The organism is Sphingopyxis granuli NBRC 100800 (assembly GCF_001591045.1).
In the GTDB taxonomy this organism is placed as follows: domain Bacteria; phylum Pseudomonadota; class Alphaproteobacteria; order Sphingomonadales; family Sphingomonadaceae; genus Sphingopyxis; species Sphingopyxis granuli.
The window spans coordinates 13,352-34,933 of sequence record NZ_BCUA01000032.1 but is presented as its reverse complement, the minus strand read 5'-3'; the positions used below and the strand labels follow the sequence as shown (position 1 = coordinate 34,933).

General features: G+C 67.9%; 19 protein-coding genes. 6 read left to right on the top strand and 13 right to left on the bottom strand.

All coding sequences use genetic code 11. The annotated features are described in order from the left end of the window. Positions 1-71: 71 nt before the first annotated feature. The 11 genes from SGR02S_RS09540 to SGR02S_RS09490 all read right to left on the bottom strand — a co-directional run bounded on the left by SGR02S_RS09540 (position 72) and on the right by SGR02S_RS09490 (position 12,828). Positions 72-1,367, bottom strand: coding sequence for an acyl-CoA dehydrogenase family protein (locus SGR02S_RS09540; protein ID WP_067108493.1), 1,296 nt, complete (start codon positions 1,365-1,367; stop codon positions 72-74). A gap of 141 nt (positions 1,368-1,508) precedes the next feature. After that, entirely contained in the window at positions 1,509-2,840 is a 1,332-nt protein-coding gene (locus tag SGR02S_RS09535; RefSeq protein WP_067108491.1) for a phosphotransferase family protein, read from the bottom strand. A 53-nt stretch (positions 2,841-2,893) separates the two neighbouring features. After that, positions 2,894-3,676 (bottom strand): enoyl-CoA hydratase, encoded by a 783-nt coding sequence (locus SGR02S_RS09530; RefSeq protein WP_067108519.1) that lies wholly within the window; start codon positions 3,674-3,676, stop codon positions 2,894-2,896. A 72-nt stretch (positions 3,677-3,748) separates the two neighbouring features. After that, positions 3,749-4,678 carry an electron transfer flavoprotein subunit alpha/FixB family protein gene (locus tag SGR02S_RS09525; protein ID WP_067108489.1) on the bottom strand — a complete coding sequence of 310 codons (930 nt, stop codon included), beginning with the start codon at positions 4,676-4,678 and terminating at the stop codon, positions 3,749-3,751. A gap of 28 nt (positions 4,679-4,706) precedes the next feature. Further along, positions 4,707-5,456, bottom strand: a complete 750-nt coding sequence (locus tag SGR02S_RS09520; RefSeq protein ID WP_067108486.1) for an electron transfer flavoprotein subunit beta/FixA family protein — start codon at positions 5,454-5,456, stop codon at positions 4,707-4,709. 230 nt (positions 5,457-5,686) lie between these two features. After that, complete coding sequence (gene sucC, locus SGR02S_RS09515) at positions 5,687-6,895, bottom strand: ADP-forming succinate--CoA ligase subunit beta (RefSeq protein ID WP_067108485.1); 1,209 nt, start codon at positions 6,893-6,895, stop codon at positions 5,687-5,689. A 125-nt stretch (positions 6,896-7,020) separates the two neighbouring features. Then, on the bottom strand, positions 7,021-7,335 hold the full coding sequence (locus tag SGR02S_RS09510) for a hypothetical protein (protein WP_067108483.1): 315 nt from the start codon (positions 7,333-7,335) through the stop codon (positions 7,021-7,023). Positions 7,336-7,438: 103 nt separating this feature from the next. After that, positions 7,439-8,548, bottom strand: coding sequence for a class A beta-lactamase (gene bla / locus SGR02S_RS09505; protein WP_255211438.1), 1,110 nt, complete (start codon positions 8,546-8,548; stop codon positions 7,439-7,441). Between the two features lie 528 nt (positions 8,549-9,076). Beyond that, entirely contained in the window at positions 9,077-10,288 is a 1,212-nt protein-coding gene (locus tag SGR02S_RS09500) for a pyridoxal phosphate-dependent aminotransferase (protein ID WP_067108479.1), read from the bottom strand. Between the two features lie 132 nt (positions 10,289-10,420). Next, positions 10,421-12,256: an aminodeoxychorismate synthase component I gene (gene pabB, locus SGR02S_RS09495; protein ID WP_174521646.1), complete on the bottom strand. Its 1,836-nt coding sequence runs from the start codon at positions 12,254-12,256 to the stop codon at positions 10,421-10,423. Positions 12,257-12,291: 35 nt separating this feature from the next. Next, complete coding sequence (locus tag SGR02S_RS09490; protein ID WP_067108477.1) at positions 12,292-12,828, bottom strand: hypothetical protein; 537 nt, start codon at positions 12,826-12,828, stop codon at positions 12,292-12,294. 128 nt (positions 12,829-12,956) lie between these two features. Between SGR02S_RS09490 and SGR02S_RS09485 the strand changes: the two genes are divergently transcribed. From SGR02S_RS09485 to SGR02S_RS09470, 4 genes are all read left to right on the top strand, one after another. Then, on the top strand, positions 12,957-14,624 hold the full coding sequence (locus SGR02S_RS09485; protein WP_067108475.1) for a long-chain-fatty-acid--CoA ligase: 1,668 nt from the start codon (positions 12,957-12,959) through the stop codon (positions 14,622-14,624). Positions 14,625-14,823: 199 nt separating this feature from the next. Continuing rightward, positions 14,824-15,255: a MerC domain-containing protein gene (locus SGR02S_RS09480; protein ID WP_234002460.1), complete on the top strand. Its 432-nt coding sequence runs from the start codon at positions 14,824-14,826 to the stop codon at positions 15,253-15,255. A gap of 84 nt (positions 15,256-15,339) precedes the next feature. Further along, positions 15,340-15,804 carry a Fur family transcriptional regulator gene (locus SGR02S_RS09475; protein ID WP_067108473.1) on the top strand — a complete coding sequence of 155 codons (465 nt, stop codon included), beginning with the start codon at positions 15,340-15,342 and terminating at the stop codon, positions 15,802-15,804. A gap of 353 nt (positions 15,805-16,157) precedes the next feature. Next, on the top strand, positions 16,158-17,681 hold the full coding sequence (locus SGR02S_RS09470; protein ID WP_067108471.1) for a fumarate hydratase: 1,524 nt from the start codon (positions 16,158-16,160) through the stop codon (positions 17,679-17,681). Between the two features lie 32 nt (positions 17,682-17,713). On the opposite strand, the gene SGR02S_RS09465 is transcribed toward SGR02S_RS09470, so the two are convergent. Both SGR02S_RS09465 and SGR02S_RS09460 read right to left on the bottom strand, forming a co-directional pair. Beyond that, positions 17,714-18,577, bottom strand: a complete 864-nt coding sequence (locus SGR02S_RS09465; RefSeq protein ID WP_169799664.1) for an MBL fold metallo-hydrolase — start codon at positions 18,575-18,577, stop codon at positions 17,714-17,716. After that, positions 18,574-18,891, bottom strand: coding sequence for a cupin domain-containing protein (locus SGR02S_RS09460; protein ID WP_067108468.1), 318 nt, complete (start codon positions 18,889-18,891; stop codon positions 18,574-18,576). The genes SGR02S_RS09465 and SGR02S_RS09460 overlap by 4 nt, the downstream gene beginning before the upstream one ends. A gap of 104 nt (positions 18,892-18,995) precedes the next feature. Between SGR02S_RS09460 and SGR02S_RS09455 the strand changes: the two genes are divergently transcribed. Both SGR02S_RS09455 and SGR02S_RS09450 read left to right on the top strand, forming a co-directional pair. Next, positions 18,996-19,949 (top strand): LysR substrate-binding domain-containing protein, encoded by a 954-nt coding sequence (locus tag SGR02S_RS09455; RefSeq protein ID WP_156483032.1) that lies wholly within the window; start codon positions 18,996-18,998, stop codon positions 19,947-19,949. A gap of 88 nt (positions 19,950-20,037) precedes the next feature. Beyond that, positions 20,038-21,573: a M20/M25/M40 family metallo-hydrolase gene (locus SGR02S_RS09450; RefSeq protein ID WP_067108465.1), complete on the top strand. Its 1,536-nt coding sequence runs from the start codon at positions 20,038-20,040 to the stop codon at positions 21,571-21,573. Positions 21,574-21,582 lie beyond the last annotated feature (9 nt).

Below are 21,582 nucleotides of genomic sequence, written 5' to 3'. Positions count from 1 at the left end.
GCGGGGGTCCATCAGCATGGACCGGAGATGGGTCCCCGCCTTCGCGGGGACACACGGTCTTTATATGATCCTCAGATCTTCCCCAGCGTCTCCTTGCGCGGCCCCATGAAGCCGAACAGATAGGCCGCGACCTTGCGCATCTGGATTTCCTCCGCACCCTCGGTGATGCGGTAGCGGCGGTGGTGGCGATAGATGTGCTCGAAGGGCTTGTGCCGCGAATAGCCGATGCCGCCGTGCACCTGCATCGCACGGTCGGCGGCCTGACAGACGAGGCGGTTCGCCCAATAGTTGCACATGCTGACCTTGTCGGACAGCCGGCGCTCGATCTCCTTGTGCGGCATGTTGTCCATCTCCCACGCCGTCTTGCGGATCAGCAGGCGCAGCATCTCCGCCTGCGTCGCCAGTTCGACCAGCGGGAACTGGATCGCCTGATTCTTCGCCAGCGCCTCGCCGAACGGCTTGCGCTCGCGCGCGTAGCGCACGCTTTCCTCGATGCAGTAGACCGCCGCACCCAGCGACGAGGCCGCCTGGCGGATGCGGTTCTGGTGGACGAAGCTCTGCGCGATGGCGAGCCCGCCGTCGACCGGGCCGAGCCGCGCGCTGTCGGGCACCCACACGTCGGTGAAGCTGACGCGCGGATGGTCGGTCGGCATGTTGAAGGTCCACAGATATTCCTCGATGACGAGGCCCGGCGACGGGTTGGGGACGAGCAGGCAGGTGATGCCCTTCGCGCTGCCGTCCTCGCCGCTGGTGCGGCAGAAGGTCGCGCAGTGGGTCGCGACATGCATCCCCGTCGTCCACATCTTCTCGCCGTTGATCAGCCAGCCGTCGACGCCGTCGCGCGTCTCGCGCACCGCGCGCGTTTCCATATGCGTCGCGTCGCTGCCATGGTCGGGTTCGGTCAGGCCGAAGGCGGCACGGCGCTTGCCCTCAAAGCCGCCGAGGATGAATTCCTGCTTCTGTTCGTCGCTGGTCGCGAACTGTTCGAACATCGCGACGAAGGGGAAGTTGCCGACGATGCTGTGCTCGTTCTGCAGGTCGTTGTGGAGGCCGAGCCCCTTCGCCGCGAAATGCTCGCGGATCACCGCCATCCACAGGTTCGACCCGTCCTTGCCGCCATATTGGCTGGGCGCCGAGAAGCGCCAGTGCCCCGCCGCGTCGGCACGCCGCGTCGCCTGCTTCAGCAGCGCCTCCCATTCATGCCGCGGCAGGCCCTGATTGTCCCAGTCGGTGCGGCTGTGCTCGCGCCGGTGGTCGAAGAAGCGGATATTGTCGTCCGCCTCCTCGAGCGGCTTGATCTCGGCTTCGATGAACGCGTCGAGTTCGTCCAGATAGGCCTGCAGGTCGGGTGCAATCGCGAAATCCATCATCCTCTCCCTTTCAATTCTGACCCGTCACCCGCTCCGTTCGTGCTGAGCTTGTCGAAGGGCTGTTCTTTCTATCGATCTTGAAGGAAAGAACGGTGCTTCGACAAGCTCAGCACGAACGGAGAGGAGTATGCGGATCCCCTAGCCGTCCCACTGCTCCCGCGCCTGCGCGAGCGCGGCATATTTCGGGCTGTCGACGGCGCATTTGTCGAGCACGGCACGGCGCAGCCGGGCGAGCAGGCCGGGTTCGGCGAGCGTCGTCGCCCCCGACAGCAAGGCCTCCGCCAGCGCGCGATCCTCGGCGCGAACCCCAGCTTCGAGGTCGCGCATCACGATGCCGAGCGCGTTCATCGCGACCACCACCTGAAACTTGCCGTGCCCCTCGGCGCCGGGCTTGATCGCCTCGCCCAGCCAGTCGCGCACCGCCTGCACCATCTCGCGCGTCGTCGGCTCGCCGACCGGGGGCGCCGGCGGGGCGGACGACGGCGGCAGCGGACGCGACTGCTCGGCCGCGGGCGCCTCGTCGCCGAGCAGCAGCAGCAGGTCGAGTTCCTGCTCGGCGGTGCGGCGCCCGACGACGACGCGCTCGACCGTGGTGTCGGCGCCGCTGCGCCACGCCTGCCCCATCTGCAGGCAGCCGAGCGCCCACCAGAGCGTGCGGTAGACCAGCCAGAAGCGAAATCTCTCGCGATCGACCTGGCGCCCGCCCGCCGCTTCATAAGCCGCGAAATAATCCTTGAGACTGCCGACCCCGAAAGCCGGCCGGTCGAGTCGGCCGAAGCGCCACACCGTCATGCAGCCGAACGCCAGATCCTCGTGCGGGTCGCCGAGATGGGCGAGTTCCCAATCGAGCACCGCGGCCAGCCCGTCCGCGTCGACCATCACATTGCCCATGCGATAATCGCCATGGACCAGCACCGGATCGGCGGGCGCGGGCAGATGCGCCTCGCACCAGCGGACGGCGAGCGCGATCACCGGCCGGTCGCCGCCATAGGCGAGGAAGCGCGCCTTGAGCTCGGCAAGCGCCTCGGCGGTGTCCATCACCTTTATGCCATCGGGGATCGCCGTGCGCGGCAGCGCGTGGATCAGCGCGAGTTCGCGCCCGAGATCGGCGACGAGCGACGGCGGCGGATCGGCCAATATCTTCGCCGGGCTGACCTCCGCGACCACCCGGCGCATGACATAGCCGGTGCCCATGCCGTCGGCGTCCGCCAGCACCCCGACCACCTCGGGCGCCTTCACTCCGCCCGCGTGCGCCGCCCGGACCAGTGCCGCCTCGACCGCGTGGCTGTAGGGGCGCCCTTCCATATATTCGGCCGAGGGCGCGCGGCGCAGGACATAGGCGCGCCCCGCCCAGTCGAACGCCCAGCTTTCCATGTTGGCGCCGCCCGACAGGCGCGACAGGCCCGAAAGCTCGCCGGGGCCGGCGATGCGCGTCATGAAAGCGGAAAGCGGTTGCACGAGATCGGTCATTACTTAACCTTGCTAAGGATTTTTGCGGTGGGCAAGCGCGAATCGCCCGCGGATCAGCCGGCGCGTTCGCGCCCGCGCTTCATCACCGCCAGGCGCCGCGCCTCGACCGCGTCGGCGCTGACCGTGCGGTTCGCCGCCGACGAGCGCGCATGTTCGAGCGCCAGCGCCTCGCCGTAGGGCAGCGCATAGCCGTCGTCGATCAGCGCCCTGTAGGCGCGCACCATCGCGGGGTCGGCGCTCGCGATGTCGCGTGCGAGCGCCTGCGCGGCGGGCAGCAGGTCCGCGGGCGCGACGACGCGGTTCACCAGACCCCAGTCGCGCGCCGCCTCCGCCCCCAGGAAATTGCCGGTGAGCGACAGTTCCTTGGCGCGGCCGAGGCCGATCAGGCGCGACAGCTTCTGCGACAGGCCCCAGCCCGGCATCACCCCGACGCGCGCGTGGGTGTCGGCGAAGCGCGCGTTGGTCGAGGCGATCAACATGTCGCAGGCGAGCGCCACCTCGAACCCGCCGGTGATCGCGACCCCGTTGATCGCGCCGATCACCGGCTGCGGGCACAGTTCGATCGCCTTCACGGGATTTTCGTCGGCGCCTTCGGCGTTGGCGGCGCCGAGGTTACCGGTGTCGGCACCCAGTTCCTTGAGGTCGAGCCCCGCGGTGAACGCCCGCTCGCCCGCGCCGGTCAGCACGATCGCGCGGATGCCGTCATCGGCGGCAAGCCCGCGCATCGCGGCGGCGAACTCGGCTCGCAGCGCTCGCGACAGTGCATTCATCGCCTCGGGCCGGTTGAGCGTGACGGTGGCGACGGCATCGTCGCGGGTGACGAGGACGAGGGACATCATCTTCTCCCAAAAAGAAAGGGCGGCCGTTTGCGGGCCGCCCTTTTTCCGTTCATGCCATGCGATCTGAATTCAGATCTTGCCGGTGAGTTCGGGCACGGCGTTGAAGAGGTCGGCGACGAGGCCGAGGTCGGCGATCTGGAAGATCGGGGCGTCCTCGTCCTTGTTGATCGCGACGATGGTCTTGCTGTCCTTCATGCCGGCGAGGTGCTGGATCGCGCCCGAGATGCCGATCGCGAAATAGACCTCCGGCGCGACGATCTTGCCGGTCTGGCCGACCTGATAGTCGTTGGGGACATAGCCCGCATCGACCGCGGCGCGGCTGGCGCCGAGCGCGGCGCCGAGCTTGTCGGCGAGCGGGACGATCACTTCCTGATATTTCTCGCTCGACCCCAGCGCGCGGCCGCCCGAGACGATGATCTTCGCCGAGGTGAGCTCGGGGCGATCCTGCTTGGCGATCTCGGCGCCGACGAAGCTCGACAGGCCGGCGTCGCCGCCCGCCGAGACGGCTTCCACCGTGCCCGAACCGCCGGTCGCGGCGGCCTTTTCGAAGGCGGTGCCGCGGACGGTGACGACCAGCTTCGCATCCGACGATTCGACGGTCGCGATGGCGTTGCCGGCGTAGATCGGACGGGTGAAGGTCTTCGGCCCTTCGACCGACAGCACTTCCGAAATCTGCATCACGTCGAGCAGCGCGGCGACGCGCGGCGCGATATTCTTGCCGGTGGTCGTCGCGGGGACGACGAACGCGTCGTGGTTCGCCATCAACTCGGCGACGAGCGGCGCGACATTTTCGGGCAGGTTGTGCGCGAAGGCGGCGTTGTCGGCGACATGCACCTTCTGCACGCCCGCGATTTCGGCCGCCGCCTTGGCAACGCCATCGACGCCTTCGCCCGCGACGAGCAGGTGGACTTCGCCGAGCTTCGAAGCGGCGGTCACGGCCGCGAGCGTGGCGTCCTTGACCGACGAACCGTCATGTTCGACCCAAACCAGAGTTTTCATCTCTTGCGTTCCTTCTGATCCGTGGGTGTTAGCTGTGGACGCCCATGGCCTTGAGCTTGGCGACCAGTTCGTCGACGTCGGCGACCTTGACGCCGGCCGAGCGGACGGGCGGTTCGGAGACCTTGACCGTCTTGACGCGCGGCGCGGTGTCGACGCCGTAATCGGCGGGCGACTTGGTATCGAGCGGCTTCGACTTCGCCTTCATGATGTTCGGCAGCGACGCATAGCGCGGCTCGTTCAGACGAAGGTCGGTGGTGACGATCGCGGGGAGCTTCAGCTTCACCGTCTCGAGACCGCCGTCGACTTCGCGCGTCACGCTGACATGATCGCCCTCGACGTTGACCGCGCTGGCAAAGGTGCCCTGCGCCCAGCCGGTGAGCGCGGCGAGCATCTGCCCGGTCTGGTTGTTGTCGCCGTCGATCGCCTGCTTGCCGAGGATCACGAGACCCGGCTGTTCGGCATCGGCGATCGCCTTGAAAATCTTGGCGAGCGCGAGCGGTTCGACCTCGTCGTCGGTCTGCACCAGGATCGCGCGGTCGGCGCCCATCGCGAGCGCGGTGCGCAGCGTTTCCTGCGCCTTCGCCGGGCCGACGCTGACGGCGATGATCTCGGTCGCGACGCCCTTTTCCTTGAGGCGGATCGCTTCCTCGACCCCGATCTCGTCGAACGGGTTCATCGACATCTTCACATTCGCCAGGTCAACGCCCGTGCCGTCGGCCTTCACCCGCGGCTTCACGTTGTAATCGAGCACCCGCTTCACGGGGACGAGGATCTTCATCGCTTTCCAGCTCCTCTCAAAAATTGTGCACCGCGCCATAATTGGCGTTTACGTAAACGTCAATGTCTTCCCCTCTCCCCTTGGGGGAGAGGGTTGCGCAGACTTGGCAGCTTGCTGCCTAGTCGTAGCTGGGTGAGGGCATGAAAGCTCGCGGACCCTCTCCAAGTCCGACTAGGTCCTGACGGACCAAGTCTCCCTATCCTCTCCCCCAAGGGGAGAGGATTTCGGCGTCACGCCGCCTTGGCGACCTCGGCGACGATCTTCTTCGCCGCGTCGCCCAGGTCGTTCGCGGGAACGATCGGCAGGCCGCTGGTCGCAAGGATTTCCTTGCCCTTCTCGACGTTCGTGCCTTCGAGGCGGACGACGAGGGGAACGGAAAGATTCACTTCCTTCGCCGCGGCGACGATGCCGTCGGCGATGATGTCGCACTTCATGATGCCGCCGAAGATGTTGACGAGGATGCCCTGCACCGCCGGGTCCTTGAGGATGATCTTGAACGCCGCGGTCACCTTTTCCTTGCTGGCGCCGCCGCCGACGTCGAGGAAGTTGGCCGGGAAAGCGCCGTTGAGCTTGATGATGTCCATCGTCGCCATCGCGAGCCCGGCGCCGTTGACCATGCAGCCGATGTTGCCGTCGAGCTTGATGTAGGCGAGGTCATATTCGCTCGCCTCGACCTCGGCCGGGTCTTCCTCGGTCAGGTCGCGCAGCTCGGCGAGGTCCTTGTGGCGGAACATCGCGTTCGAATCGAAGCCGACCTTGGCATCGAGGACATAGAGCTTGTCGCCATCGGCGGTCGGGCAGATGGCGAGCGGGTTGATCTCGATCTGCGAAGCGTCGGTGCCGAGGAAGGCCGCATAGAGGCCTTCAAGAATCTTCGCCGCCTGCTTGGCGAGGTCGCCGGTCAGGTTCAGCGCCTTGGCGACCGCGCGGCCGTGGTGCGGCATCAGCCCGGTGGCGGGGTCGATGGTGATGGTGTGGATTTTCTCGGGGGCCGAATGGGCGACTTCCTCGATATCCATGCCGCCCTCGGTCGAGGCGACGACCGCGATGCGGCTGGTCGCGCGATCGACGAGCAGCGCGAGGTAGAATTCCTTGCCGATATCGACGCCGTCGGTGATGTAGAGGCGGTTGACCTGCTTGCCCGCCTCGCCCGTCTGGACAGTGACGAGCGTGTTGCCGAGCATGTCCCTGGCATGCGCCTCGACCTCTTCGATCGTCTTGGCGAGACGAACGCCGCCCTTCGCGTCGGGGCCGAGTTCCTTGAACTTGCCCTTGCCGCGTCCGCCGGCATGAATCTGCGCCTTCACGACATAGAGCGGCCCCGGAAGCTGCTTCGCCGCCGCGACGGCTTCTTCGACGCTCATCGCGGGGATGCCCGCGGGAACCGCGACACCAAATTTCGCGAGCAGCTCTTTTGCCTGATATTCGTGGATGTTCATGGGATCTGCCGGCCCTTTCGACTCTGGAAGAGGAGATGATCGCGGCCGCATAAGCACAAGTTGCGCGGCAAGGCTACCCCTGCCACGTCCAGAAATTCTTGGCGCACCGAAAGCGGGCCGGGTCGTCAGCGCAGCGCGCAGACCGCCGCCGAGCTGGTCGTCACCGCCAGTATCTCGGCATCCTTCAGCGCGCGCACCTTGTGCAGGAACTGGTCGAGCGACAGGTCGGTCACGCGCTTGTCGCGGAGGCTGCCGAGGGCGGACAGGCGGCGAAGCTGGACCAGCGACAGCCGGTCGACCATGCGGTCGGCCATGCACATCGCCATCGCCTGCGACAGACCCGCGTCGCGCAGCCCGGTGCGCAGCCGCGTCTCGGGCGTCGCGCAGCCCGCGAGCGCCAGCGACAGGACGAGAAGGGGAAGGACGGAGCAGCTTTTCATGCGCGGCCCATAGTCGAAAATTCCCGCCGCCCAAACGCTATTCGCACGCCCCCCCCGGCATCGTGCGCCTGTCCGGTCCGTCCCCCGCTCGTATCGAGCGGAGCTATCGTCCGTGGAATTCGGCGACGGCGCCCGACACCGCCTGCATCAGCGCCATGCGCGCGGGGATCGATGCGGTGGTGTTGCCCAACATCACGACGATCGCATAGCGCGTGCCGTCGGGGGCCGTCGCGATGCCGATGTCGTTGTAACCGGCGGTCATGCCGTTCAGGTCCTGCCCAGTCCCCGTCTTGTGCAGGAACTGCCAGCCGTCCGGCAACCCCGCCTTCAACCGTTTCGGGCCGCTGCGGGTGCGGCTCATCACGCCGAGCAGATATTCGGTCGAGGCCGGCGACAGCAAGGTCCCGCGCGCGAGCCGCGTCAGCGCGCTGGCGATCGCGGCGGGGCTGGCGCCGTCGATCGGGTCGGCCAGATAATTGTCCATCGCCGTCCGGCGCTTCGCGGCCGGCAGCGCCGAGCGCGCGGCCTGGAAATTGCGGCCGACCGAATAGCTCTGCTGCCAGCTCAGCCCGGCGGTCGCGCTCTGCAACAGCCGTTCGCCGGGGCCGAAGCGGATCGCGCCCAGCCCCTTGTCGGCGATGAAGGCGCGCACCGCCTTCGGCCCGCCGACGGTGCGCAGCAGGCTATCGTTCGCGGTATTGTCGCTGTGCGTGATCGCGGTTTCGATGAGATCGCGCACGCTCATCGTCACCGCCCCCTCGGCGCGGACGCGCGCGGCGAGCGGCTGATGGAACAGGGTCAGGTCCTCGGGCCCGATGCGGACCATCTGGTCGAGGCTGATCCGGCCGGCGTCGACCGCATCGAGCACCGTCAGCGCCACCCACAGCTTCGACACGCTCTGTTGCGGGAACAGGTCGCCGCCGCGCTGCGCCAGCGCCCATTCGCCGTCGACGCGCTGGATCGCAATCCCCGTCTTGCCGGGAAAGGCACGCCACAGCGAGGCGATGCGATCGTCGAGACCGGGCGGCGGGCGGCGGAAACCGGGATCGAGCGTGCCGCGCGGCGGCGGCGGCGCGGTCGACGGGCGGACCGGCGGACCGATCGGGACGGTGACGGCGCCCGCTTCGCCGTGCGCGGCCGGCTGCTGACGCGGCGGCGGCACCAGCGCGGTGCTGCTCACGCATCCGGCAAGCAGGACCGAGCCGATTGTCATGCCGAGCAGCGACCTGCCCGAAAACTGAACCTTCATTCAAACCCCGCGACTGCGACCCTCTATCGTCCCGACCCGTTGGCCGGGACCGTTCGTCCCGCACGGGCGCCGGACTGGCCAGCGATTTGCGACGAACGATTCGTCTGCCGCGACAAGCGGCGGAACCCGTCCGATCTGGGGAGTGGGGATCGCCCGCACAAGAGCGGCGGGACCAATTCCAGTGCCGCAGGGGTGCGGCGGCGCGGCGTCAGAGCGCGAAGGCCAGCGCCGGTTGCTGGAACATCACGTAAAGCCCGCCGACCGTGAATCCGGCCATCAGCTTCAGGAACCAGTCGGAGCGGAGAATCGAAATCATGGGAGCCTCTTTGTCTTGTTTCGTCGTCGGTCTGTTCTTCGTTGTTTCACCGACGTTATGGTGCGCCCCCGGCCAGCCGTGCAGTGACGGGCGTCACCCTAGCGCGACAAGGTTAGCAAGGCGTGAACCGGCCATTCGTCCGCGGTTCACGGCCGAGTGCGCCGGCGCGGCGCGGGTCAGCTCAGCGCGGCGCAGGCCTGCTGGATGCGGACGCACGCCTCCTTGAGCACCGCCTCCGACGTCGCATAGGAGACGCGGAACGCCGGTGACAGGCCGAACGCGCCGCCATGCACCGCCGCAACGCGCGCGCTGTCGAGGAAATAGTCGATCAGCGCCTCGTCGCTGTCGATCACATGGCCCGAGGGCGTCTTCTTGCCGATGCAGCCGCTCGCGTCGGGATAGACATAGAAGGCGCCGTCGGGGACCGGGCAGTTCAGCCCCGGCGCGTCGTTGAGCATCGCGACCACCATGTCGCGGCGCTTGCGGAAGGCGGCGTTGCGGTCGTCGAGGAACTGCTGCGGCCCGCCGAGCGCTGCCGTTGCCGCCGCCTGCGCGATCGAACAGGGGTTCGACGTCGATTGCGACTGCAGCTTGCCGATCGCCTTGACCAGCCAGGCGGGACCGCCCGCGAACCCGATGCGCCAGCCGGTCATCGCATAGGCCTTCGAACAGCCGTTGACGGTCAGGATGCGGTCGATCAGGTCGGGGCAGCGCTGCGCCAGCGTCGAGAAGGCGAAATCGGCGTACCAGACATGCTCGTACATGTCGTCGCACATCACCATCACCTGCGGGTGGCGGCGGATCACCTCGCCGATCGCGTCGAGTTCCTCGGGCGAATAGGCGGCGCCCGACGGGTTCGACGGCGAGTTGAAGATGACCCAGCGCGTCTTCGGCGTGATCGCCTGATCGAGCTGCGCGGGGGTGATCTTGTAATGCTGCGCCGCCGACGCCGCGATGAACACCGGCGTGCCGCCGGCGAAGGCGACGATGTCGGGATAGCTGACCCAGTAAGGCGCGGGGATCACCACCTCGTCGCCCGCATCGACCGTCGCGACGAGCGCGTTGAACAGCGTATGCTTGCCGCCGACGTTGACCGTGATCTGGTCGAGCCCATAGTCGAGGCCGTTGTCGCGGCGGAACTTGCCGCGGATCGCCTCCTTGAGCGCGACGGTGCCGTCGACCAGCGTATATTTGGTCTGGCCCGCCCGGATCGCGGCGATCGCCGCCTCCTTGACGAAGTCGGGCGTGTCGAAATCGGGCTCGCCCGCCGACAGGCCGATCACGTCGACACCCTCGGCTTTCAGCCGGGTCACGCGCGCGGTCATCGCGAGCGTGGCCGAAGGCTGGATGCGGCCCAGGGCGGCGGAAAGATGCGGCTTCAGCGTCATGAAAACACGTCCTCGAACAGCGCGGGAAACAGGGCGAAGGAACAGGAAATGCGCGGGGCCGCGCCTAAAGCCTTCGCCCGCAATGCGCAAGCCGGGAGCCGGATAATTTCCCTATGCCGGGCGAAGCCGCGGCTATCGACGATCCGCCGCCGCGGCCAGCCGCGCCGGGACCAGCCCGCGCAGCGAATTGCCGAGGAAAAAGCCGCCTTCGAGGTCGGCGGCGCGCAGGTGCGATTCGACCGCCCGCCCTTTTTCGATCAGCTCGGCGCGCAGCACCCCGGGGAGCAGCCCGAGCGCCAGCGGCGGCGTCAGCAGCACGCCGTCGCGCTCGACGAAGACGTTGCTCCAGCTCCCCTCGGTGACGAAACCGGGTTCGTCGACGAACACCACCTCGGCCGCGCCGCTGTCGCGGCGCGCCTCGTCATAGGGCGCGCGAAGGCTGGTCTTGTGCGCGAGGCGGAAATCGTCCGCCGCCAGCGGCGCGGGCCGCAGCGCGACCGGCACCGGCAGTTCGGCGAGTCGAGGCAGCGACGTCACCTCGATCGCGAGCGCGCCCGACACCGCGAGGCGCATCCGCACCCGCGCCGCGTGGCGCAGGCGAAAGGTCGCCGATTGCAGGCTGTTGCGCGCGCCGTGCCGGTCGAAGCGGAACCCCAGCGCCTCGGCGCTCGCCTTCAGCCGCGCGAGGTGCCCCTCGAGCCGCTGGACGCCGTCGACCGGATCGAACTGCATGGTTTCCAGAAGATCGAAACTGTCCCCCGCTGCGGCCACAAATTCCCCCTTGGCCAGACATTCGCGCCACTCCTCCGGCGCGCGACTGTCGGCGACGATTCCCGATCCCAGCCCCAGCGTGGCGCACATGGCGCCCGCGCGCAACCCGTCCGCGGGCGGAAAGACCAGCGTGCGGATCGCGACGTTGAAGGCGGCATCGCCGCCAGGCTCGATGAAGCCGAGCGACCCGGTATAGACCCCGCGCGCGTCGCTTTCCAGCGCGTCGATGATCTCCATCGCCCGAACCTTCGGCGCGCCGGTGATCGACCCGCAGGGAAAGGCCGCGCGCAGCACGTCGGTCGCGCCGACACCGTCGGGCAGCCGCGCGGCGACGTCGGAGACGAGCTGGTGGATCGTCGGAAAGCTTTCGACCCGGAACAGGTCGGGCACCGCGACCGATCCCGGCGCGGCGACGCGCGACAGGTCGTTGCGGATCAGATCGACGATCATCAGATTTTCGGCGCGCTGCTTCGGATCCTCCGCTAGGTCGCGGCGCGCGCGCGCGTCGGCGTCCGCATCGGGGCGGCGCGCGGCCGTGCCCTTCATCGGACGCGCCATCACCTGCCCGCCGCGCAGCGCGAAGAACAGTTCGGGCGACAGCGACGCGATCGCCTGCTCGCCGGTCCAGACGAAACCGCCATAGCCGGCGCGCGCAGAGCGGCGCAGCCGGGCGTATGCGGCGAGCGGGTTGCCGTGCACCGGCACGTCGGCGCGAAAGGTCAGATTGGCCTGATAGATGTCGCCGGCACGGATGAAGTCGAGCACGCGCCGGGCCGCGGCCAGATAGGCTTCGCGCGACAGCCGCGGCACGGGCGGACCGACCCAGCTGGCGCCGGGATCGGGAAGCAGCGCCGGCACCGCGTCGGCGTCGATCCGCTCGACCCGCTCGAAAAGCCCGAACCAGCCGAGCGGCCGGTCGCCGGCGGTTTCGCCCACCGCGCCGCGCCACGCCGGCGCCAGTCCGCGCCCGGCCTCATAAGCGAGATAACCCGCCGCGAACAAACCGCGCGCCCGCGCGTCGTCGAGCGCGTCGAGCAGTGCCGGAACCGCCTCCGCCCGGTGCACGACGAGCAGGTCGACCGGATCGCGGAACAATCGCGCCGCCGCTGCACCCGCGACGCGCGCATCGTCGAGCAGCACGAAGGGCGCGCAGCCCGCAGACGGCACCGGAATGTCCGGCACGGAAATCGCCGCCATTGCCGTCAACCTGCCGTCGCGACCCGTCGGCGCGATCAGCGGTCGCGTTTCATACGGATCATGCGGCCGCCGTTGACGGTGGCGAAATAGCTGCCCATCGACGCGGCCTTGATCTTCACCTTCTGTCCCGGCTTGGGATCGCGGCCCAGGCTGGCGGTATCGATCTGCGTCCACACGGCATCGTCGTCCATCACCAGCGTATATTTGCCCGATCGGTCGACGCTGACCGATCGGATCGTCGTTTCGATTTCCTTGATCTGATCCTCGTCGCCGCCGAAGATGCCGCCCAGCGCCGGAAGGTGAAAACCGAACAGGCCGCGCCGCGTCTCCTTCATCGTCGCCTTGTCGGCGAAGGTGATGTCGCGGTTGGCGTCGGCGGCGGCGAGCCCGCTGACCTCGCGGTCGAAACAGGCCAGTCGCTCGGTCGGATCGGCTATCGCCCGGCAGCCGAACAGCGCATCGATCTGCGCTGGGCGCGGCGGCGGCGCCTTGTCCTTGGCGGCGGCCGGCGTGGCCGCGGCGAGGCCGATAGCGGCGATCAGCGCGGCGAGATGCGACGACGGGTGCGGCATGACGATCCTCTGACGATGGCGATGCTCCTGCCTAGCCGCCGCGCCGCCGCGCCGCAAGATTGCGATGGCGCGTCTTTGCTGCTTAAAGCAATGTCAGTAACCGGCGAGAGAGAGGATGACGCGGCCCGATGAATACCCCCTTTGACTGGTCGCAAGCCTATCGTCACCCGACCGACTGGAACCAGAGCTTTCCGCCGCTTTCGCTGCCCGCGATGCTCGCCGAAAGCGTCGCGCGCAGGGGCGATGCGCCGATGCTCGATTTCATGGGGCGCCGGTTCAGCTATGCCGAGGTGGCGCGCGGCGTCGCCCGCGTCGCGCGCGGCCTGCAACAGCGCGGGATCGGCAAGGGCAGCCGCGTCGGCCTGTTCCTGCCCAATGTCCCGCACTATGTCGCTGCCTATTACGGCGCGCTCGCGGCGGGCGCGACGGTGGTCAATTTCTCCCCGCTCTACACCGTCGCCGAACTGGAAGCGCAGGTCGAGGATTCGGCGACCGACACGCTGTTCACCGTCAGCGCTGCGGCGCTGCTGCCGACCGCGCTCGCGGTGCTCGACGGATCGAGCCTCAAGCGACTGGTCGTCGGATCGGTGGCGGGCGGGCTGCCCGCCGCCAAGTCGGTGCTCTATCGGCTGTTCCGGCGGCGGGAGACCGCGCCGCTGCCGGACGACCCGCGCGTGATCCGCTTTTCCGCCCTCGTCGACAACGACGGGCGCGCCGACCCGGCGACGATCGACCCCGAACAGGATATCGCGCTGATCCAATATACCGGCGGCACCACCGGCACGCCCAAGGGCGCGATGCTGACGCACCAGAATTTGACCGCCAACGCGCGGCAGGTGAACAGCATCGACCCCGACCGCGACGCCGACGACCGCATTCTGGGCGTGCTGCCCTTCTTCCATGTCTTCGCCAACACCGCAGTGCTGAACCGCACTGTACTCAACGGCGGGATGATCGCGATGCTGCCGCGCTTCGACGCCAAGCAGACGTTGCAGGCGATCACGCGGACGAAAGCGACCGCGCTGCCCGGCGTGCCGACGATGTACCAGGCGCTGCTCGACCATCCCGACCTGACGAAGACCGACTTTTCATCGTTGCGCGTCTGCATCTCCGGCGGCGCGCCGATGCCGGCCGAACTCCGGGACAAGTTCGTCGCCGCGACCGGCGCGTCGCTGGTCGAAGGCTATGGCCTCACCGAAAGCTCCGGCGTCGTCTCGACCAACCCCTATGAAGGCCCGGTCAAGGCCGGCACCATCGGTCAGCCGATCCCCGCGACGCACATCCGCCTGCTCGACAAGGAGGACCCGACGCGCGACGCCCCTGCGGACGAGCCGGGCGAACTCGCGGTCAAGGGGCCGCAGATCATGCGCGGCTACTGGAACCGGCCCGACGCCGACAAGGACAGCTTCACGGCCGACGGCTGGCTGCGCACCGGCGACGTCGCGACGATCGACGCCGACGGCTATATCCGCATCGTCGACCGGCTGAAGGACATGATCGCGGTCGGCGGCTTCAAGGTTTATCCCAGCGAGATCGAGCACAAGCTCTATCAGCATCCCGCAGTCAAGGAGGCGATCGTGCTCGGGGTGCCCGACGCCTATCGCGGCGAGGTGCCCAAGGCGTTCGTGACGCTGGAGGACGGATATGAGGCATCGGGCGACGCGCTCGCCGCCTGGCTCAACCCCCAGCTCGGCAAGCATGAGCGGGTAAGCGCGGTCGAGGTGCGCGAGAGCCTGCCCAAGACGATGATTGGCAAGCTCGACAGGAAGGCGCTGCGCGCCGAGGCCATGGGGTGAAACGCGGCCGAGGTGCCGTGGCGCGGGGAGGATCAGCACCTGTTTTGCACCTCCGTCATGCTGGGCTTGTTTCGGCATGACGAACGATGAGGGACGGCGGCGTTCACGGACTGCGCGACGGGCGCCCTGCAATGTTATGTTGTAACCTCCTTCATGTTATGCCATATCCCCGCTGCACGCTTGACCAACGGAGAATCGGGTGACGGACGTCGCCAGCCATGCCCCCCTGCTGATGCGCCTCGGCGCCATCGTTCGGGCTGCGCGCGATTCGCGGCCGTTGACCTCGCTTTCGGGCGACCAGTTGGCGATGGGCCTGTCGGGGCTCTGTCTCGTCCATTGTCTGGCGAGCACCATCGTCTTCGCTTCGATCGCCTCGGTCAGCGGGGTACTCGAGAATCATCTGTTCCACGAAATCGGGCTGATCGTCGCGATCGGCTTCGCGCTGGTCACGCTCGTCGCCGGGGTGCTCAGCCACGGTTATATGATGCCGTTCGCGGTGGGCAGCTTCGGGCTCGGCATGATGGCGGGCGCGCTTTCGCGGCCGCACGACGGCAGCGAGATACTGGCGACGATGGCGGGCGTCGCGATCGTCGCGCTCGGCCACGACCTCAACCGCCGCGCGACCCACTGACGCCGCCCACGGCTTGCGACCTCTCCCCTAAAGGCCTACATTGCAAAGGCGCGGCGGACCGAGGCCGCGCGCCGAGGACAAGCGATGGGCAAGCATGATCACGCGCATATCGAGGCGAGCGGCGTTCCGCTCGCGCAGGCGGCCCGCGACGCGCTCGAAAAGGCGGGCGAGGCGTGGACCGACATGCGCGCGCAGATCTTCGATGCGGTCGCCGAAATCGGCAAGCCCGCGAGCGCCTATGAAATCGCCGACATCGTCTCGCAGAAGCGTGGGCGCCGGGTGGCACCGAACAGCGTCTATCGCATCCTCGACCTGTTCGTCGCCAACAACCTCGTCCGCCGCGTCGAAAGCGCCAACGCCTTCGTCGCGAACAGCCATCCCGGCTGCCTGCACGATTGCATCTTCCTGATCTGCGACCAGTGCGGCGCCGCGGTGCACGTCGACAACGACCGGCTGTCGGACGAAGTGCGCGCCGCCGCGGAGGCGACGGGCTTCGCCGCCGAACGCCCGGTAATCGAGGTGCGCGGCAAGTGCGCCGAGTGCCAGTGACGGGACGCTGATCGGGCGCAGACCGCTTGCGCCGTCACCCCCGGCTTGATCGGCGATTATCCCTTTTCGACAAGTAACCGCTCCCCGGCGAAAGCCGGGGTCTACGCGGAGTAGTGCTGTGCCATCTGGACCCCGGCTTTCGCCGGGGAACAACTCCTTACTTGCCTGCAGCAAATATATGCCGACTTGATCCGGGGTGACGGGGAATACCGCAAAGCCGATATACGCCCCCGCCCGGAGAGCTTCCCGACGCTCCGTGTCCCTCCTTCGCGGGGACACGCATGTTGCAATTCCGGCCGATCGCGCCTTAGGGAGACCGCGAATCCGAAACACGGACAAGAAGGCTGCACCGAATGAACACCGTGATCATCCGCGAGGACGACCTGATCGAGACGATCGCCGACGCGCTCCAGTACATCAGCTATTTCCACCCGATGGACTATATCCGCGCGCTCGGCGCGGCTTATCAGCGCGAGGTGTCGCCGGCCGCCAAGGACGCGATGGCGCAGATTCTGTCGAACAGCCGGATGTGCGCCGAGGGGCATCGACCGATCTGCCAGGACACCGGCATCGTCACCGTGTTCATCAAATGGGGCATGGACTGCCGTCTCGAGTCCCCACGCAGCCTGCAGCAGGTGGTCGATGAGGGGGTGCGCCGCGCCTATCTGCATCCCGACAACAAGCTGCGCGCCTCGATCCTCGCCGACCCGGCGTTCAGCCGCGTCAACACCAAGGACAACACGCCGTCGGTCCTGAACGTCGAGATGGTGCCGGGCGACAAGGTCCACATCGACGTCGCGGCGAAGGGCGGCGGCAGCGAGAACAAGTCGAAGTTCAAGATGCTGAACCCCAGCGACTCGATCGTCGACTGGGTGCTCGACATGGTGCCGCAGATGGGCGCCGGCTGGTGCCCGCCCGGCATGCTGGGCATCGGGATCGGCGGCACCGCCGAAAAGGCGATGCTGCTCGCCAAACAGTCGCTGATGGACCCGATCGACATGACCGAACTGCTCGCACGCGGGCCGTCGTCGCCGATCGAGGAGCTGCGCGTCGAGCTGTATGAAAAGGTCAATGCGCTCGGTATCGGCGCGCAGGGACTCGGCGGCCTCGCCACCGTGCTCGACGTCAAGATCAGGGACTGGCCGACCCACGCAGCATCGAAACCGATCGCGATGATCCCCAATTGCGCCGCGACGCGCCACGCGCATGTGACGCTCGACGGCAGCGGCCCGGCCTTCCTCGAACCGCCGGTGCTCGCCGATTATCCGCAGATCGATTGGGCGCCCGACAGCGCGGCGAAGCGCGTCGACCTCGACACGCTGACGCCCGAAGTCGTCGCGAGCTGGAAGCAGGGCGACCGCATCCTGCTCAATGGCAAGATGCTCACCGGCCGCGATGCCGCCCACAAGCGCATCGCCGATATGCTGGCGAAGGGCGAGGAACTGCCGGTCGAGTTCAAGGGCCGCGTCATCTATTATGTCGGCCCGGTCGATCCGGTCGGCGAAGAGATCGTCGGCCCCGCCGGCCCGACGACCGCGACGCGCATGGACAAGTTCATGGACATGATGCTCGAACAGGGCCTGCTCGCCTGCGTCGGCAAGGCCGAGCGCGGCCCCGCCGCGACGAATGCGATCGCGAAGCACAGGAGCGCCTATCTGATGGCGGTCGGCGGCGCCGCCTATCTCGTTTCGCGCGCGATCAAGGGCAGCAAGGTCGTCGGCTTCGGCGACCTCGGCATGGAGGCGATCTACGAATTCGAGGTCAAGGATTTCCCCGTCACCGTCGCGGTCGACAGCGAGGGCCAGAACGTCCACGTCAACGCGCCGCTGGTGTGGCAGAAGCGGATCAAGGACGAGCGATTGCTGGAAAAGGCCTAGGGCAGCAGCCCCTCCCGCGCCCGTAGCGGCGCTCAGCCTTGCCAGTCGAGCCATTCGCCCGGTTTCAGGATCGCCACGCGCGGTCCGCCGCGCTTGCTGGCGCCGCGCAGCGAGTCGAGAAGGTCGGGCATCTCGGCATAGCCTTCGGCACCGGCGATGCCGTAATGGATCGGAACGATCCGCTCCGCGCCTAGAATGGTGGCCGCGGCGATCGCCTGTTTCGGCGTCAGGACCGCAGGCTCGTCGGTCGCCGGCTGCCGAAAGGAAAAGGCCGCGCCGTTCACCGGCAGGAACGCGGCGTCGAACCGGCCGAACTGCCGTCCCACGCGCCACCAGCCGCCGTGCATCATCGTGTCACCGCCGTGGAATATCCGGCGGCCGCCGCCTGAAACGACCCACGACACCTGCAGATCGCCATAGCCGTCGGAGGCCGGGACCGGCGTCGCGGTGAAATCGCCCAGCAACTGCGGTTCCCACAGGGGACAGGGCCGCTGGCGCACATGATCGGGCAGGCCGTCGAAAGGCGGCGTGCCGGTGGCATAGGCGAGCGTGCCGCCATGAGCGAGGGCGGCGGCGATGGCGGCCGGGTCGGCATGGTCCGAATGGCGATGGGTGACGAGAACGACGCTGTCGCCGACCGCATCGTCGACGCCGATCAGTTCGTCGGGCAGCGCGGAACCCCAGACCGCGGGGTCGATCAGCGGATCGACGAACAGCGTCGCCTTCGGAAGCTGGAGACGGATGCCCGCCCACGCCAGACGGCGGATTCGCAGCGTCGGCGCCGCCCCGGCGCGCGCCGCTTTGCCGCTCACCAGCGCGACTGCCGCCGCCGCGATGCCGCCGCCGAGCACTTGCCTGCGGCTCGCACCGCCCGCGTGGAAAAGAAGCCGCGTCACAGGAGGTTGAATCCGATCAGGCGGACGCCCGTTTCGGTTCGGGGTCGATGCCGGCTGTCGGGATCGAAATGAAGATAGGTGCCGACGCCGAATCGCTTGGCGCCTTCGATGACTTCGCCGTCGAGGACGAAGACATCCTCGCCGCCTTCCCCATGACGGTCGACGCGCGGCCATTCGCTACCCGGGGCCATTTCGACGATCCAGACACGCACGCCGGGACGCGACGGCAGGTCGCGACGGGTGCAGCCCGGACCGATGGCGATGGCTTCGCAACTTTCGAAGGACACGGGCGTGAGCCCCGTCGGCTGGAACATGGCATTTCTCCTGCAATCGCGAAGCTGCTATGGCAGGGAGGCTCGACGAGCCAGATCGCCGATCGCCATGCTCCCTTGCGTGAAAATCACATATCCTTCCTTTCGTGCCGGACCGATCCTTGCTCAACATCCCCTCTTCCGAAGCGCTCATCGCCGCGATCGAGGCCGCCCGAACGGGGTCGATGGCCGCCGCCGCCGAACGGCTCGGACTGACCCACGGCGCCGTCAGCCGCCGGATCCAGTCGCTCGAACAATGGCTCGGCGCACCGGTTTTCGAGCGGCGGGGCCGGGGGGTCGTTCCCACCGCGCAGGGAACGATATTCCTGCGTCGTGCCGAACGGTCGCTGGCCGCGATCGAGGCGCTGCGATCCGAATTGATCAGCCGCCGCGACCGGGGCGCGCTGCGCATTTCCGCGCTGCCGTCGATGGTGCGGCTGTGGCTGATGCCGCGCCTGCGGCATCTGGAAGCCGTCGTCCCCGGCCGGCATGTCGAGCTGCTTCCCGAATATCGCCTGGCGCAGGTCGAGGCCCGCGACATGGATATCGCCGTGCGGTACGGGCTGGGGTCCTGGCCCGGCGTCGATGTCCATCCGCTCTTTCCCGACCTTGTGGTTCCGGCCGCCGCGCCCGATCTGGCGGCCGAACTGACGGGCATCGCTGCCCGCGACCTGATGCAGCAACCGCTGCTGATCGACGGCGACGGCGCCGACTGGCGGAGATGGAGCCGACTGGTCGGCGCGCCGCAGGCCGCCATGGGCCCCAGACGGCAGTTTCTGGACCATGACGTGGCGGTCGAGGCGGCGCGCCAGGGGTTCGGCGTCATCCTGCTGCGGGTCCCGATGGCGGCGGATGCCCTCCATGACGGGAGCCTGCGCGCCCTGCCGGTCCCGATGATGCAGAGCGCGCGCGGGCATTATCTGGCGGTCCGCGCCGGGGAGAGCCGCCCCGACATCCTGACGCTGGTCGATGCGATCGGGGCGCTGGGCGCGGAGGCGCTATCGCGGTTCGAGACGCTGCTTCCCGACGTCGCCGCCAACAGGATCGCTGAAAGCGAATGACGCGGTCGAAGCGCGGGAGCGCGCGGCCTTGCCATGCAAGCCGATTTGCCCAACACTCCGCCCTGCAACGGAAAGCAGGGGACGCATCATGGATTTTCACGCCACCGAAGGATGGAATCGTCGCGAGCTGATTCGCGGCACCGCGATGCTCGGCGCGGGGGCGATGCTGATGCGGCCGCTGCCGATGCTCGCCGCCGACGGCCCGATGGCGGCGATCCGCAAGGCGGCCGAGGCGGGCAAGGAAGCGTCGGTCCAGCGGCTGCGCGAGTGGATCGCCCTGCCCTCGATCGCGGCCGAGAACCGCAACATGCCGGAAGGCGCGGCCTATATGGCCGAGCTGGCGAAGGACGCAGGCTTCACCAATGTCGAGATCGTCCCGACCGACGGCCAGCCCGGCGTGTTCGGCACCATCGACGTCGGCGCGCCGCGTACGCTCGGCATCTATTTCATGTACGACGTCAAGCAGTTCGACCCCGCCGAATGGACCTCGCCGCCGCTCGAGGGCAAGTTGGTCGACAAGCCGGGTTTCGGCCTGTCGATGGTCGGGCGCGGCGCCACGAACCAGAAGGGGCCGGAGGCGACCTTCCTCGCCGCGCTCCACGCGATCCGCGCCGCCAAGGCGAAGCTGCCGGTCAATATCGTCCTCGTCTGCGAAGGCGAGGAGGAGATCGGCTCGCCGCATTTCCGCCAGATCGCGACCCGGCCCAACATCCTCGCTGCGCTGCGCAAATGCGACGGCATCTTCATCCCGGCGAGCTGGCAGGACCGGAACGGCAATGTCGCGGTCAATCTGGGGTCGAAGGGGGTGATCGAACTCGAACTGGTCGCGAGCGGCGAAAAATGGGGGCGCGGGCCGAAGGGCGACGTGCATTCGAGCCTGAAGGCGATGGTCGATTCGCCGGCATGGCGGCTGGTCGCGGCGCTCAACACCCTCGTCACGCCCGACGGCAACACCCCGGCGATCGAAGGGTGGTTCGAGAATGTCCGTCCGCTCACCGAACGCGAGAAATCGCTGATCCGCGAAGCGGCGAAGCATCTCGACGAAGCGCAGCAGAAGCAGATGCTCGGCGTTCAGCACTGGATCGACGACCTGCCTTATGAGGATGCGCTGATCCGCCTTGCGCAGGAGCCGACGGTCAATATCGAGGGGCTGGTCGCGGGTTATACCGGGCCGGGCGGCAAGACGATCCTGCCGGGGCGCGCAGTCGCCAAGCTGGACCTGCGCCTCGTCCCCGACCAGACGCGCGCCGAGGCCGAGAAGAAGCTGCGCGCGCACCTCGACAAGCATGGATTCGGCGATGTCGAGATGAATGTTTCGGGCGGCTACGACCCGACCGAGACCGACGAGAACAGCAGGCTGATCCGCGCCGAACTCGCGACCTACAAGCGATTGGGGGTGCAGGCGAACATCAATGCGCGGCTGGCGGGAAGCTGGCCAGGCGCGACCTTCACCGCGCCGCCGGTGTCGATCCCCGCCGGGCATTTCGGCATCGGTCACGGATCGGGTGCGCATGCGCCGGACGAATATTATCTGATCGATTCGACCAACCCCAAGGTCGCCGGGATCGTCGATGCCGCGATCGGCTATGCCGAGTTCCTCTACACGCTCGCCGCGATCGGATAGGCCCGCCGC